Genomic DNA, 15,620 nt, shown 5'->3' on the forward strand with positions numbered 1-15,620 from the left:
CCCGATTAATAAAGAATGAAAAAAGGATATCACCATGCCTGAAGGCCCGGAGATCCGCCGTGCAGCGGATAACCTGGAGGCGGCGATCAAAGGCAAACCACTAACTGATGTCTGGTTTGCTTTCCCGCAGTTAAAATCTTATCAATCACAACTTATCGGTCAACACGTTACCCATGTGGAAACGCGTGGTAAGGCGCTGTTAACTCATTTTTCCAACGAATTAACGCTCTACAGCCATAATCAGCTTTATGGCGTCTGGCGCGTGGTTGATACCGGCGAAGAGTCGCAGACCACGCGAGTATTGCGGGTAAAACTGCAAACGGCTGACAAAACCATTCTGCTTTATAGCGCCTCGGATATTGAGATGTTGACCCCGGAACAACTGACCACGCATCCGTTTTTACAACGCGTTGGTCCCGATGTGCTGGATCCGAATCTGACGCCGGAGGTGGTGAAAGAACGGTTATTGTCGCCGCGCTTTCGTAACCGTCAGTTTGCTGGATTACTGCTCGATCAGGCGTTTCTGGCTGGGCTTGGCAATTATTTGCGTGTGGAGATCCTCTGGCAGGTTGGGTTGACTGGAAATCATAAAGCGAAAGACCTCAATGCGGCGCAACTGGATGCACTCGCACACGCGTTACTGGATATTCCTCGGTTTTCTTACGCTACGCGGGGGCAGGTGGATGAGAATAAGCATCATGGGGCGCTGTTTCGCTTTAAGGTTTTTCATCGTGATGGCGAACTGTGCGAACGCTGTGGCGGCATCATTGAGAAAACCACGCTGTCATCTCGCCCGTTTTACTGGTGTCCGGGCTGCCAGCACTAGGCCGTACGTTTCGGCGCATAGGTTGAAATAAACCGCGCAATGGCAGGCCCTGTCAGCAAAATACTGAACAGGCGCAGGGTTTGCATCGCCATAATGAGCGCCATATCGGCATTGCTCCCTGCGGCGATGACCGCCACGGTATCAAGCCCGCCGGGGCTGGTGGCGAGGTAGGCAGTCATAAAATCAATGTGCATAAACCGGGTCAGCCCCCACGCCATACCCGCACAAATAGCCAGCAGAGCAAAAATCGACAGCAGGATTTGTGGTAGCGGGCGTAGTGCCCGCAGTAAGATTTGTTTATCGAAACCAAGACCAATCCGCCAGCCAATTGCCATATACGCCATCGCCAGCAGCCATTCCGGTAGTTCGATGGTGATGAGCTGACCAGACTGGAGCACTGCGCCCGCCAGCATCGGGATGAGCATCGTGCCGGAAGGAAGACGCAGCAGGCATCCCACTGTACCGGCAACGACCGCGAGCAAAATAGTAAGCAGGAGATTAATGCTCACTGGCGGGAACCAGACGATATGCTGGTTAACCGCTTCAGCGTTATCGCCCAGCATCATTCGCGTGACCAGAACTGCGGCCCCCGCGACAAACAGCACTCGCAGATACTGCATAAACGCCACCAGGCGGATATCTGCGCCGTAATCCTGCGCCATTGCGACCATTGCCGCAGCCCCGCCAGGCGAGGAGCCCCAGGCACCAGTATTTCCGGGCAGTGAGCTATAGCGCACCAGTAGCCATCCCACGATAGCGCTGGAAAGCAACGTCACCAGTAAAATAGCTAACATAATCGGCCAGTTAACCGCCAGCGTGGTCAGGATCGAACCGGTCAAGTTTTGCGCAATCATGCAGCCAAGAATGGCCTGCGCGGCGAGAAAAGCGGAGCGGGGGAGTTGCAGGGTAACCCCGCGCATACTGAAGATGATCCCGGCGATCATCGGCCCAAGTAATAATGCCGCCGGGAGATGTACCGCGAGGAAACCAATAGAAAGGAGAAGTGATAGCACACATAACATTCCCCACTGCAAAACTGGCATCCTTTGCTCCCTCATTATTTTCTCTTTGGTGTATCGATACAGCATAAAGAATGCCGGGCATGGAAAAAATAACGGTAATCAATAAAAGCCGGAAAATTGGCAATTAACCGAAGAAGCCCTCTCCGGCTGGAAAGGGCAATAGGCTAAATCAGTTGTAGTTAATTTTGAAAAGTACCACTGTATCAAAGGGACCAACGTCGATGGGCGTACCCGGCGTGGATGACAATTCTGCCGTGTAGGTTTTTTCATACACTAACAGGTCGCTGGTAAAATCGGCATACTCACTGTATTTGTTGAAAGTATAGGGTGAGGCATTTTCATCCAACAATCGAAGCTTCAGGCCATTGCCAATGAGCAGTGATTTATCTTCGTCGATAAGGGTTTCATCGGTATAAAACGAAGAGCTGACTTTAAAACCGTCGGTACACTGGTCGTTTTGTGATTTGGTTGTAGTTATTTTAAATTGCTGCGACATCGTATGGCGACGAATATCCAGCACGTTAAATCGGCCAAAATCAACGACCTGGGTTTCAGGTGAGATAGCAAAGTTGACGCTGCAATCCAGCACGCGGATATTTTCCAGACCGGTAATGTGATATTTCAGATTCTTCGCGGTAGGGTCTTCGTTCACGCTGCCTGCGCCATCAAACTGTACGACGATGTAATCGCTGAGTTTGCTCTGATAATCATGGGGCGGCATGGCGCGAACTTTAACGTAAAGCCGCATACGCGCCACAAACGTCCGCGATTTGTGCATAACGGTTGGATCGCCGGAGCAAAGTTTATTTTGCCAGCCCATCGCAATGATCTGCTCCGGGGTGTAAATATCAATATTCTTACTGTCGATGCACTGATTCGTGTCGATGCGGCTTTTCCCAAGGCTTGCGTCATAGTCCACGCCTTCATAGGTTACGCCCAATTGATAATAGGGATCCTGAATACCGGGGTAAGGGTTTACCCAGGCGTAGACGTGCTCGCTTTCAAAATTACCGTTTGTGTTGTTGTCACAGTAGACCGGAATTTTTATATCGTCAGATTCCCAGATTTTATCGCCGGGTTTGGAATTGGCCGGAACGGCGAAGGGCATAATAGCTTCCGATTTTTCTACAGCGCCGTTTGCGGTACCAAAATAGCAGTTCAGCGCCAGCGCCGCTTTTAGCGGCAAAAAAATCAGACAGATGGCGAGCAACACGCCTTTGGCGAATCTCATTTTTTATTCTCCACCGGCTGCAGGCGGCATTGCCGCTGGCAGGAGAGCGTGTTCATACGCAATGCGCCGTAGTCGTCCATGTAGCCAAGATAAAACTGCTTGCCGCTATAGCTGCCCGTGCTGGTGGTGACCGAACTGAACGGTGCGACCATCGTGCTTTTAAAGCCAGGCAGCACGCCTTTCTCATCCCGCCCAAGATAGGCAATAGTCAGATAGTATCCGGTCGGGTTTTTCAGGGTAAGCTGGTTATTCTGCTGGCTAACCTGTAGCTGTTGCTCAACATGATCGCCCATTTTTTTGCGTAATGCGGCGGGCCGCCAGAATAGCTTAATGCGACTTTGGACGGCGACTTGCAGGATCGCATGGCCCTCGCTGCCTTCCGGGACAGGCGGAATTTCACGCAGGTTATAGTAAAAGAGAGATTCGCGATCGGTGGGTAATTTCGCGGTGGCGGCTTGTTTCATGATCCGAACCTGCGAAGTCGCTTTTGGCTCCAGTCGCTGGATAGGCGGCAGGGCGACGAGAAATTCATCGCTTTTCTCTCCCTTTTCATTTTCTATCCATGAATAGGCGAGGTAGGGGAGTTTTTCGCTGCGGTTTTCCACGCGCAGGCTGGTTGCTTTATCTTTGCTATTAAAGATGATGCGCGTGCGGTCAGGCTGCACTGCGCCGTGGCTGCACATACTGGCAACCAGAAGAATCAAAGGGAATCCTTTAACAAATGTCATCGTCTTTTCCTTAATTAATGACAGGGTAAAATCAGGCGATTAGTCACATCTTCCAGATGTTCCGGCAGATGAATGGCACACGTTTTCTGGTCGCCCCAGTGCACGGTAAATTGTTGATTTTCATCGACCCCACTCAGCCATGCGTGACCGTTTTCGCCAACCATCCCGACGCTGACACCGCCTTCAGCCTGGCGAACATCGGCACCGAGCGGCGGGAAATGCCCGTTAGCATCGCTGATAATGACGTTGAGATCTTTCCCGGCGCGGGACGCCAGCGATTTAAAGCCGATGGCGCCTTCGGTCCAGGTTTCTTTCACCACGTTTTCGGAAACGGTAACGCCGTCAGGCAAGTCGTTCATATTGACCGCTACCGTCGTAGGCTGGTAGCTGGAAACAAACGGTACCACGGCAATACCAAAGCGGTTGGTGTAGTCATTATTGCCCTGAATCGGAATATCGCCCACGCCGTCGGTGCTGACCATCAGGCGTGGTTCATTGGTGGAACTGCGGCGATGGAATGCCGCGCCATGTTGAGTCGCGGTAAACGAGCCGCTCCAACTGGCACTGGCGGAAGTGTAATCATTGGCGGCATAGGTTCCGGTCAGATCCCATTCCCCCGCCGAACTGAGGTGTTGGTAATTGCCGCTGACCTGCGCACCGTTATCCGGGCGATCGGATTGTATTCCAGCCGACATTCCCCAACTGTTTCGTTCATCCAGGGTATCGTTCCACGACATGCGGTGGGTGGTAGTATTACTGTTGTTCTGCATGTCATAACCCAGTCGACCACTTTCCCCAATCGGTAAGGAGATCGAAAAGTAAATCTGGTTGTCGCGATCTTTATCTTCATAATGGGTGGTGTTGAACGAGGTCGAGACAGAAATATCTTTCCAGTCGCCAATGTCGACGTTAAAACCGACGGTAATGTTGGCCGTGGTGGAGGTATCCGCATTCCACCAGCTCTGATGCAGGATGTTGGCGTAGAGATTAAGATTCAGCGGAGTAATAGGCTGACCGAAGGAGAGGCTGATGGTTTGCTTTTCATCCTGCGCGTCGGCGTCATTGTATTTGTGATCAATGTAGTTAGCGTAGCTGTGAAAATGGCGATCGGAGAAGCGATAGGCTGCCAATGAGATGGTGCTGTTGGTCGCATCAACCTGTTTGCTGTAGTTAAAGCGGTAGCTGTAACCCTGCTCATCCTGTTGAGTATCAAAATGGCTGTCGGCCCAGGTCACGTCAAACGACAGCGCCCCCAGCCAGAGCATATTTTGCCCAATACCCAGCGCGCCGGAACGATAGTCATCGCCTGCGAGAAGCATGCCGCCATATAGTGAAGTGTTGGAGAGCATTCCCCAGGAGACTTCATGGCTAATGAAGGTTTCATCCTCGGTGTGGTGCGACATAGAGGAACGCGGGCGACCGGCAGCCAGTTTATAGCGCACCTGGCCCTGACGCGTCAGGAACGGGGTAGAGGCCGCTGAAACCTGGAAGTTATTCACCCGTCCATCTTCTTCGCTCACTTTGACATCCAGTGTACCTTGCACTGACTGATTCAGGTCATCAATAATAAATGGGCCTGGCGGAACTTTTTTCTGGTAAATCACGCGACCAGAATGGCTTATCGTGACCGTGGCGTTAGTCTGTGCGATGCCGCTGATTTGCGGCGCGTAGCCGCGTAACTCCCAGGGGAGCATTCGATCGTCGCTGGCTAACGCCGCACCGGTATAGGAGAAACCATCAAAAATGTTAGAGCTAAAATCGGTTTCGCCCAGGGTTAATCGGGAACCTATTTGCGGTAACGGGCGGAACAGGTAGGTCCGTGAAATCGCCCCAGATTGTTCACGGTTGTCGCCGCTATCGGACTGGCTAAGCTGATAATCGCTGCGCAGACGCCATGCCCCGGCGTTGAGGCCCGTGGTGCCATAGGCGTTCAGGTTGTTGCTGCTGCTGCCGCTTTGTGGGCGATAAGTGCTGGCAAACAGGTTGTAATCCATCAGGAAGCCAGGAATACCGTTATTCCACGTTGAGGGTGGCGTCCAGTTTTCTGAATGCCACGCCAGCCATGCCTGCGGGATTGTAATATTGAGCTGTTGATTTGCCTGATCGAAAGTAAAGATGATTTCAGGGAAGACACTAAAATCGACACATTCTTTTATTGCAGGTAATTTTTTACGAAAGTCAGATTTAAGTCCGAAGAGTTCGATCAGCGATTCATTGATACAAGGAATAATTTTATCGCCAGATTTTTGCCAGCGAATTTGTTGCCCATTACTGATTTTATTATTATTAACCGTAACACTAACAAAGTAATCGCCGGGAGCTACGACGCCTTTTTGATTGAGCAACGAAATATCAACGCTATCCCGAATCGACTTATCGAGAACGTTAAGGTTAAATTCAGCTGTCAGCGCAGGAGGGGTTACCATTGCCAGACAGGAAAGAACAGAGAGTCGATAAATATTCACGGCATCCATACCTGAACAATATTCGCAAAAGGCGGCTAATCAGCCGCCTTAAAAAGGATTATTGGTAATCCAGAACGTAAGTTGCGTTAGCAGTAACGGCCCCCGCGGTAACCGAAACTGCGTTATCCATCTGTTCCATCCAGGCAAAGAAGTTTAACGTTTGTTCTGTTGAACTTGCCAATAAGTCAATTGTTGGCGCTTCTGTTCCCAATACAACAAATGATTCATCTTTGTTCATGAGACGTACGCCAACGCCGGTAGCCTCGCCAGCACTGATGTTACTAAGGAGCGGCGTTGCACCTGTCGTTTTAGCTGTGCTGTCGAAGGTCACGCCTACCTTTGAGACCACGCCACCGTTGCCATCATCCCAGCCTGCAATATCACAGTTGATTAAGCGAATATTGACAGGTTTTTTCTCGCTATGATGTTCTCGATTTATGTGGGATGTGGTTACTTCACCCAGGTCAATGTTCATATCAAGGTCATCAGGGTGAATTTCACAAGGTGCTTCAATAACTTCACCTTTAAAGTGGATTTCACCAGATCCTTCATCTGCAGCAAAAACAGGTGAAGCGAATAGTAGAGATATGGCCAGGGCGGCCAGTGTTTTTTGTCCTTTAAACATACATGAATCCTTCATGGGCTATGATAAAGTATACTAATTATTCCGACAGAATAGTGGTTTTTTGCTCATGTAATAATATTAAAGTTGCTACATTATGTTTGAGAGTTTCTCAAAGCTCTCGAATCATAAATAAAGTGAATTAATCCTATTACGAGTTTATTTAATTGTGGGTGCTACCCAATGTATTCTACATCGATTGGCGGGATAACGGTGGTGGTGAATGAAAAATTAGGATTTTATTTAGTTATCGGATATGTATTCTTGTAACGTGTAATTATGTATTTGTGTCCGATTACGTTTTTTTGTCGATAGACATAACTAACGAACAAAAAAAAGCCCGCCAGATATTCAGGCGGGCTAAACGATATATGGTTCAAATCAGATAATTAATGTTTAACATCTGATTTAAAGTCTCGTTTTTCATAGCCGGTGTACAACTGGCGCGGACGGGCGATCTTCATGCCGTCACTGTGCATTTCGCTCCAGTGAGCGATCCAGCCAACGGTACGGGCCATAGCGAAGATGACGGTGAACATGGAAGACGGAATACCCATCGCTTTCAGGATGATACCAGAGTAGAAATCGACGTTCGGGTACAGTTTCTTCTCGATAAAGTACGGGTCGTTCAGCGCGATGTTTTCCAGCTCCATAGCCACTTCCAGCAGGTCATCTTTGGTGCCCAGCTCTTTCAGAACTTCATGGCAGGTTTCACGCATTACGGTGGCGCGCGGGTCGTAATTTTTGTACACGCGGTGACCGAAGCCCATCAGGCGGAAAGAATCATTTTTATCTTTCGCACGACGAACAAATTCCGGAATGTGTTTAACGGAGCTAATTTCTTCCAGCATTTTCAGCGCCGCTTCGTTAGCACCACCGTGCGCAGGTCCCCACAGTGAAGCAATACCTGCTGCGATACAGGCAAACGGGTTCGCACCCGAAGAGCCAGCGGTACGCACGGTGGAGGTAGAGGCGTTCTGTTCATGGTCAGCGTGCAGGATCAGAATACGGTCCATAGCACGTTCCAGAATCGGATTAACTTCATACGGTTCGCACGGCGTGGAGAACATCATATTCAGGAAGTTACCGGCATAGGAGAGATCGTTGCGCGGATAAACAAATGGCTGACCAATGGAATACTTGTAACACATCGCTGCCATGGTCGGCATTTTCGACAGCAGGCGGAACGCGGCAATTTCACGATGACGAGGATTGTTAACATCCAGCGAGTCGTGATAGAACGCCGCCAGCGCGCCGGTAATACCACACATGACTGCCATTGGATGTGAGTCGCGACGGAAAGCGTGGAACAGACGGGTAATCTGCTCGTGGATCATGGTATGACGGGTCACCGTAGTTTTAAATTCGTCATACTGTTCCTGAGTCGGTTTTTCACCATTCAGCAGGATGTAACAAACTTCCAGGTAGTTAGAATCGGTCGCCAGCTGATCGATCGGGAAACCGCGGTGCAGCAAAATACCTTCATCACCATCAATAAAAGTAATTTTAGATTCGCAGGATGCGGTTGAAGTGAAGCCAGGGTCAAAGGTGAACACACCTTTTGAACCGAGAGTACGGATATCAATAACATCTTGACCCAGCGTGCCTTTCAGCACATCCAGTTCAACAGCTGTGTCCCCGTTGAGGGTGAGTTTTGCTTTTGTATCAGCCATTTAAGGTCTCCTTAGCGCCTTATTGCGTAAGACTGCCGGAACTTAAATTTGCCTTCGCACATCAACCTGGCTTTACCCGTTTGTTATTTGGCTCGCCGCTCTGTGAAAGAGGGGAAAACCTGGGTACAGAGCTCTGGGCGCTTGCAGGTAAAGGATCCATTGATGACGAATAAATGGCGAATCAAGTACTTAGCAATCCGAATTATTAAACTTGTCTACCACTAATAACTGTCCCGAATGAATTGGTCAATACTTCCACACTGTTACATAAGTTAATCTTAGGTGAAATACCGACTTCATAACTTTTACGCATTATATGCTTTTCCTGGTAATGTTTGTAACAACTTTGTTGAATGATTGTCAAATTAGATGATTAAAAATTAAATAAATGTTGTTATCGTGACCTGGATCACTGTTCAGGATAAAACCCGACAAACTATATGTAGGTTAATTGTAATGATTTTGTGAACGGCCTATACTGCCGCCAGGTCTCCGGAACACCCTGCAATCCCGAGCCACCCAGCGTTGTAACGTGTCGTTTTCGCATCTGGAAGCAGTGTTTTGCATGACGCGCAGTTATAGAAAGGACGCTGTCTGACCCGCAAGCAGACCGGAGGAAGGAAATCCCGACGTCTCCAGGTAACAGAAAGTTAACCTCTGTGCCCGTAGTCCCCAGGGAATAATAAGAACAGCATGTGGGCGTTATTCATGATAAGAAATGTGAAAAAACAAAGACCTGTTAATCTGGACCTACAGACCATCCGGTTCCCCATCACGGCGATAGCGTCCATTCTCCATCGCGTTTCCGGTGTGATCACCTTTGTTGCAGTGGGTATCCTGCTGTGGCTTCTGGGTACCAGCCTCTCTTCCCCTGAAGGTTTCGAGCAAGCTTCCGCGATTATGGGCAGCTTCTTCGTCAAATTTATCATGTGGGGCATCCTTACCGCTCTGGCGTATCACGTCGTCGTAGGTATTCGCCACATGATGATGGATTTTGGCTATCTGGAAGAAACATTCGAAGCGGGTAAACGCTCCGCCAAAATCTCCTTTGTTATTACTGTCGTGCTTTCACTTCTCGCAGGAGTCCTCGTATGGTAAGCAACGCCTCCGCATTAGGACGCAATGGCGTACATGATTTCATCCTCGTTCGCGCTACCGCTATCGTCCTGACGCTCTACATCATTTATATGGTCGGTTTTTTCGCCACCAGTGGCGAGCTGACATATGAAGTCTGGATCGGTTTCTTCGCCTCTGCGTTCACCAAAGTGTTCACCCTGCTGGCGCTGTTTTCTATCTTGATCCATGCCTGGATCGGCATGTGGCAGGTGTTGACCGACTACGTTAAACCGCTGGCTTTGCGCCTGATGCTGCAACTGGTGATTGTCGTTGCACTGGTGGTTTACGTGATTTATGGATTCGTTGTGGTGTGGGGTGTGTGATGAAATTGCCAGTCAGAGAATTTGATGCAGTTGTGATTGGTGCCGGCGGCGCAGGTATGCGCGCGGCGCTGCAAATTTCCCAGAGCGGCCAGACCTGTGCGCTGCTCTCTAAAGTCTTCCCGACCCGTTCCCATACCGTTTCTGCGCAAGGCGGCATTACCGTTGCGCTGGGTAATACCCATGAAGATAACTGGGAATGGCATATGTACGACACCGTGAAAGGGTCGGACTATATCGGTGACCAGGACGCGATTGAATATATGTGTAAAACCGGGCCGGAAGCGATTCTGGAACTCGAACACATGGGCCTGCCGTTCTCGCGTCTCGATGATGGTCGTATCTATCAACGTCCGTTTGGCGGTCAGTCGAAAAACTTCGGCGGCGAGCAGGCGGCACGCACTGCGGCAGCGGCTGACCGTACCGGTCACGCACTGTTGCACACGCTTTATCAGCAGAACCTGAAAAACCACACCACCATTTTCTCCGAGTGGTATGCGCTGGATCTGGTGAAAAACCAGGATGGCGCGGTGGTGGGTTGTACCGCACTGTGCATCGAAACCGGTGAAGTGGTTTATTTCAAAGCCCGCGCTACCGTGCTGGCGACTGGCGGGGCAGGGCGTATTTATCAGTCCACCACTAACGCCCACATTAACACTGGCGACGGTGTCGGCATGGCTATCCGCGCAGGCGTACCGGTGCAGGATATGGAAATGTGGCAATTCCACCCGACCGGCATTGCCGGTGCGGGCGTACTGGTCACCGAAGGTTGCCGTGGTGAAGGCGGTTATCTGCTGAACAAACATGGCGAACGCTTTATGGAGCGTTATGCGCCGAACGCCAAAGACCTGGCGGGCCGTGATGTGGTGGCGCGTTCCATCATGATCGAAATCCGTGAAGGTCGCGGCTGTGATGGTCCGTGGGGGCCACACGCGAAACTGAAACTCGATCACCTGGGTAAAGAAGTTCTCGAATCCCGTCTGCCGGGTATCCTGGAGCTTTCCCGTACCTTCGCTCACGTTGATCCGGTGAAAGAGCCGATTCCGGTTATCCCAACCTGTCACTACATGATGGGCGGTATTCCGACCAAAGTTACCGGTCAGGCGCTGACTGTGAATGAGAAAGGCGAAGATGTGGTTGTTCCGGGGCTGTTCGCGGTGGGTGAAATTGCCTGTGTATCGGTACACGGCGCTAACCGTCTTGGCGGTAACTCGCTGCTGGACCTGGTGGTCTTTGGTCGCGCTGCTGGCCTGCATCTGCAAGAGTCTATCGCCGAGCAGGGCGCACTGCGCGATGCCAGCGAGTCTGATGTAGAAGCGTCTCTGGATCGCCTGAACCGCTGGAACAACAACCGTAACGGTGAAGATCCGGTTGCGATCCGTAAAGCGCTGCAAGAATGTATGCAGCATAACTTCTCGGTCTTCCGTGAAGGTGATGCGATGGCGAAAGGGCTTGAGCAGTTGAAAGTTATCCGCGAGCGTCTGAAAAATGCCCGTCTGGATGACACTTCCAGCGAGTTCAACACCCAGCGCGTTGAGTGTCTGGAACTGGATAACCTGATGGAAACGGCGTATGCAACGGCTGTTTCTGCCAACTTCCGTACCGAAAGCCGTGGCGCACATAGCCGCTTCGACTTCCCGGATCGCGATGATGAAAACTGGCTGTGCCACTCCCTGTATCTGCCAGAGTCGGAATCCATGACGCGCCGAAGCGTCAACATGGAACCGAAACTGCGCCCGGCATTCCCGCCGAAGATTCGTACTTACTAATGCGGAGACAGGAAAATGAGACTCGAGTTTTCAATTTATCGTTATAACCCGGATGTTGATGATGCTCCGCGTATGCAGGATTACACCCTGGAAGCGGATGAAGGTCGCGACATGATGCTGCTGGATGCGCTTATCCAGCTGAAAGAGAAAGATCCCAGCCTGTCGTTCCGTCGCTCCTGTCGTGAAGGTGTGTGCGGTTCCGACGGTCTGAACATGAACGGCAAGAATGGTCTGGCCTGTATTACCCCGATTTCGGCACTCAACCAGCCGGGCAAGAAGATTGTGATTCGCCCTCTGCCAGGTTTACCGGTGATCCGCGATTTGGTGGTAGACATGGGACAATTCTATGCGCAATATGAGAAAATTAAGCCTTACCTGTTGAATAATGAACAAAATCCGCCAGCTCGCGAGCATTTACAGATGCCAGAGCAGCGCGAAAAACTCGACGGGCTGTATGAATGTATTCTCTGCGCATGTTGTTCAACCTCTTGTCCGTCTTTCTGGTGGAATCCCGATAAGTTTATCGGCCCGGCAGGCTTGTTAGCGGCATATCGTTTTCTGATCGATAGCCGTGATACCGAGACTGACAGCCGCCTCGACGGTTTGAGCGATGCATTCAGTGTATTCCGCTGTCACAGCATCATGAACTGCGTCAGTGTATGTCCGAAGGGGCTGAACCCGACGCGCGCCATCGGTCATATCAAGTCGATGTTGTTGCAACGTAATGCGTAAACCGTAGGCCTGATAAGACGCGCAAGCGTCGCATCAGGCAACCAGTGCCGGATGCGGCGTGAACGCCTTATCCGGCCTACAAGTCATTACCCGTAGGCCTGATAAGCGCAGCGCATCAGGCGTAACAAAGAAATGCAGGAAATCTTTAAAAACTGCCCCTGACACTAAGACAGTTTTTAAAGGTTCCTTCGCGAGCCACTACGTAGACAAGAGCTCGCAAGTGAACCCCGGCACGCACATCACTGTGCGTGGTAGTATCCACGGCGAAGTAAGCATAAAAAAGATGCTTAAGGGATCACGATGCAGAACAGCGCTTTGAAAGCCTGGTTGGACTCTTCTTACCTCTCTGGCGCAAACCAGAGCTGGATAGAACAGCTCTATGAAGACTTCTTAACCGATCCTGACTCGGTTGACGCTAACTGGCGTTCGACGTTCCAGCAGTTACCTGGTACGGGAGTCAAACCGGATCAATTCCACTCTCAAACGCGTGAATATTTCCGCCGCCTGGCGAAAGACGCTTCACGTTACTCTTCAACGATCTCCGACCCTGACACCAATGTGAAGCAGGTAAAAGTCCTGCAGCTCATTAACGCATACCGCTTCCGTGGTCACCAGCATGCGAATCTCGATCCGCTGGGACTGTGGCAGCAAGATAAAGTGGCCGATCTGGATCCGTCTTTCCACGATCTGACAGAAGCAGACTTCCAGGAGACCTTCAACGTTGGTTCATTTGCCAGCGGCAAAGAAACCATGAAACTCGGCGAGCTGCTGGAAGCCCTCAAGCAAACCTACTGCGGCCCGATTGGTGCCGAGTATATGCACATCACCAGCACCGAAGAAAAACGCTGGATCCAACAGCGTATCGAGTCTGGTCGCGCGACTTTCAATAGCGAAGAGAAAAAACGCTTCCTAAGCGAACTGACCGCCGCTGAAGGCCTTGAACGTTACCTCGGCGCAAAATTCCCTGGCGCAAAACGCTTCTCGCTGGAAGGCGGTGACGCGTTAATCCCGATGCTTAAAGAGATGATTCGCCACGCTGGCAACAGCGGCACCCGCGAAGTGGTTCTCGGGATGGCGCACCGTGGTCGTCTGAACGTGCTGGTGAACGTGCTGGGTAAAAAACCGCAAGACTTGTTCGACGAGTTTGCCGGTAAACATAAAGAACACCTCGGCACGGGTGACGTGAAATACCACATGGGCTTCTCGTCTGACTTCCAGACCGATGGCGGCCTGGTGCACCTGGCGCTGGCGTTTAACCCGTCTCACCTTGAGATTGTAAGCCCGGTAGTTATCGGTTCTGTTCGTGCCCGTCTGGACAGACTTGATGAGCCGAGCAGCAACAAAGTGCTGCCAATCACCATCCACGGTGACGCCGCAGTGACCGGGCAGGGCGTGGTTCAGGAAACTCTGAACATGTCGAAAGCGCGTGGTTATGAAGTTGGCGGTACGGTACGTATCGTTATCAACAACCAGGTTGGTTTCACCACCTCTAATCCGCTGGATGCTCGTTCTACACCGTACTGTACTGATATCGGTAAGATGGTTCAGGCACCGATTTTCCACGTTAACGCGGATGATCCGGAAGCCGTTGCCTTTGTGACCCGTCTGGCGCTCGATTTCCGTAACACCTTTAAACGTGATGTCTTCATCGACCTGGTGTGCTACCGCCGTCACGGCCACAACGAAGCCGACGAGCCGAGCGCAACCCAGCCGCTGATGTATCAGAAAATCAAAAAACATCCGACGCCGCGCAAAATCTATGCTGACAAGCTGGAGCAGGAAAAAGTGGCGACGCTGGAAGATGCCACCGAGATGGTTAACCTGTACCGCGATGCGCTGGATGCTGGCGATTGCGTAGTGGCAGAGTGGCGTCCGATGAACATGCACTCTTTCACCTGGTCGCCGTATCTCAACCACGAATGGGACGAAGAGTACCCGAACAAAGTTGAGATGAAGCGCCTGCAGGAGCTGGCGAAACGCATCAGCACGGTGCCGGAAGCAGTTGAAATGCAGTCTCGCGTTGCCAAGATTTATGGCGATCGCCAGGCAATGGCAGCCGGTGAGAAACTGTTCGACTGGGGCGGCGCGGAAAACCTCGCTTACGCCACGCTGGTTGATGAAGGCATTCCGGTTCGCCTGTCGGGTGAAGACTCCGGTCGCGGTACCTTCTTCCACCGCCACGCGGTGATCCACAACCAGTCTAACGGTTCCACTTACACGCCGCTGCAACACATCCATAACGGCCAGGGCGCGTTCCGTGTCTGGGACTCCGTACTTTCTGAAGAAGCCGTGCTGGCGTTTGAATACGGTTATGCCACCGCAGAACCACGCACCCTGACCATCTGGGAAGCGCAGTTCGGTGACTTCGCCAACGGCGCACAGGTGGTTATCGACCAGTTCATCTCCTCTGGCGAGCAGAAATGGGGCCGGATGTGTGGCCTGGTGATGTTGCTGCCGCACGGTTACGAAGGGCAGGGGCCGGAGCACTCCTCCGCGCGTCTGGAACGTTATCTGCAACTTTGTGCTGAGCAAAACATGCAGGTGTGCGTACCGTCTACCCCGGCACAGGTTTACCACATGCTGCGTCGTCAGGCGCTGCGCGGGATGCGTCGTCCGCTGGTCGTGATGTCGCCGAAATCCCTGCTGCGTCATCCGCTGGCGGTTTCCAGCCTCGAAGAACTGGCGAACGGCACCTTCCTGCCAGCCATCGGTGAAATCGACGAGCTTGATCCGAAGGGCGTGAAGCGCGTAGTGATGTGTTCTGGTAAGGTTTATTACGACCTGCTGGAACAACGTCGTAAGAACAATCAACACGATGTCGCCATTGTGCGTATCGAGCAACTCTACCCGTTCCCGCATAAAGCGATGCAGGAAGTGTTGCAGCAGTTTGCTCACGTCAAGGATTTTGTCTGGTGCCAGGAAGAGCCGCTCAACCAGGGCGCATGGTACTGCAGCCAGCATCATTTCCGTGAAGTGATTCCGTTTGGGGCTTCTCTGCGTTATGCAGGCCGCCCGGCCTCCGCCTCTCCGGCGGTAGGGTATATGTCCGTTCACCAGAAACAGCAACAAGATCTGGTTAATGACGCGCTGAACGTCGAATAAATAAAGGATACACA

The 15,620-nt window shown here is 51.5% G+C and carries 13 protein-coding genes; 6 read left to right on the forward strand and 7 right to left on the reverse strand.

From position 1 onward, the window contains the following. Positions 1 to 34 precede the first annotated feature (34 nt). Positions 35 to 826: an endonuclease VIII gene (gene nei / locus ACJHW7_RS00065; protein WP_001114001.1), complete on the forward strand. Its 792-nt coding sequence runs from the start codon at positions 35 to 37 to the stop codon at positions 824 to 826. On the opposite strand, the gene ACJHW7_RS00070 is transcribed toward nei, so the two are convergent. From ACJHW7_RS00070 to ACJHW7_RS00100, 7 genes are all read right to left on the reverse strand, one after another. Further along, positions 823 to 1,869 (reverse strand): AbrB family transcriptional regulator, encoded by a 1,047-nt coding sequence (locus ACJHW7_RS00070; protein WP_040234611.1) that lies wholly within the window; start codon positions 1,867 to 1,869, stop codon positions 823 to 825. The two genes, nei and ACJHW7_RS00070, sit on opposite strands and share 4 nt — an antisense overlap. 148 nt (positions 1,870 to 2,017) lie before the next feature. Beyond that, the gene (locus ACJHW7_RS00075; protein WP_001209721.1) at positions 2,018 to 3,079 is read right to left on the reverse strand and encodes a fimbrial protein; all 1,062 of its coding nucleotides are present in this window, start codon (positions 3,077 to 3,079) and stop codon (positions 2,018 to 2,020) included. Further along, positions 3,076 to 3,807 carry a molecular chaperone gene (locus ACJHW7_RS00080; protein ID WP_021556598.1) on the reverse strand — a complete coding sequence of 244 codons (732 nt, stop codon included), beginning with the start codon at positions 3,805 to 3,807 and terminating at the stop codon, positions 3,076 to 3,078. Before ACJHW7_RS00080 ends, ACJHW7_RS00075 begins: the two co-directional genes overlap by 4 nt. Before the next feature lie 14 nt (positions 3,808 to 3,821). After that, a complete protein-coding gene (locus tag ACJHW7_RS00085; RefSeq protein WP_072769065.1) occupies positions 3,822 to 6,281 on the reverse strand; it encodes a fimbria/pilus outer membrane usher protein in 2,460 nt (819 codons plus the stop codon). Between the two features lie 49 nt (positions 6,282 to 6,330). Beyond that, entirely contained in the window at positions 6,331 to 6,897 is a 567-nt protein-coding gene (locus ACJHW7_RS00090) for a fimbrial protein (RefSeq protein ID WP_000472402.1), read from the reverse strand. Positions 6,898 to 7,283: 386 nt separating this feature from the next. After that, positions 7,284 to 8,567 (reverse strand): citrate synthase, encoded by a 1,284-nt coding sequence (gltA, locus tag ACJHW7_RS00095; protein WP_000785835.1) that lies wholly within the window; start codon positions 8,565 to 8,567, stop codon positions 7,284 to 7,286. A 205-nt stretch (positions 8,568 to 8,772) separates the two neighbouring features. Continuing rightward, entirely contained in the window at positions 8,773 to 8,880 is a 108-nt protein-coding gene (locus tag ACJHW7_RS00100) for a hypothetical protein (protein WP_001305582.1), read from the reverse strand. Positions 8,881 to 9,260: 380 nt separating this feature from the next. Here ACJHW7_RS00100 and sdhC point away from each other — a divergent pair, with 380 nt between their 5' ends. The 5 genes from sdhC to sucA all read left to right on the forward strand — a co-directional run bounded on the left by sdhC (position 9,261) and on the right by sucA (position 15,606). After that, entirely contained in the window at positions 9,261 to 9,665 is a 405-nt protein-coding gene (gene sdhC / locus ACJHW7_RS00105) for a succinate dehydrogenase cytochrome b556 subunit (protein ID WP_000263347.1), read from the forward strand. Next, complete coding sequence (gene sdhD / locus ACJHW7_RS00110) at positions 9,659 to 10,006, forward strand: succinate dehydrogenase membrane anchor subunit (RefSeq protein WP_000254365.1); 348 nt, start codon at positions 9,659 to 9,661, stop codon at positions 10,004 to 10,006. Before sdhC ends, sdhD begins: the two co-directional genes overlap by 7 nt. Then, positions 10,006 to 11,772 (forward strand): succinate dehydrogenase flavoprotein subunit, encoded by a 1,767-nt coding sequence (sdhA, locus tag ACJHW7_RS00115; RefSeq protein ID WP_000775540.1) that lies wholly within the window; start codon positions 10,006 to 10,008, stop codon positions 11,770 to 11,772. Before sdhD ends, sdhA begins: the two co-directional genes overlap by 1 nt. A 15-nt stretch (positions 11,773 to 11,787) precedes the next feature. Further along, a complete protein-coding gene (sdhB, locus tag ACJHW7_RS00120; protein ID WP_001235253.1) occupies positions 11,788 to 12,504 on the forward strand; it encodes a succinate dehydrogenase iron-sulfur subunit SdhB in 717 nt (238 codons plus the stop codon). Between the two features lie 300 nt (positions 12,505 to 12,804). Next, entirely contained in the window at positions 12,805 to 15,606 is a 2,802-nt protein-coding gene (gene sucA, locus ACJHW7_RS00125) for a 2-oxoglutarate dehydrogenase E1 component (RefSeq protein WP_001181473.1), read from the forward strand. The last annotated feature ends 14 nt before the right edge of the window (positions 15,607 to 15,620 follow it).

It is taken from the genome of Escherichia sp. WS1152, from assembly GCF_046487665.1.
Classification (GTDB): Bacteria; Pseudomonadota; Gammaproteobacteria; order Enterobacterales; family Enterobacteriaceae; genus Escherichia; species Escherichia coli.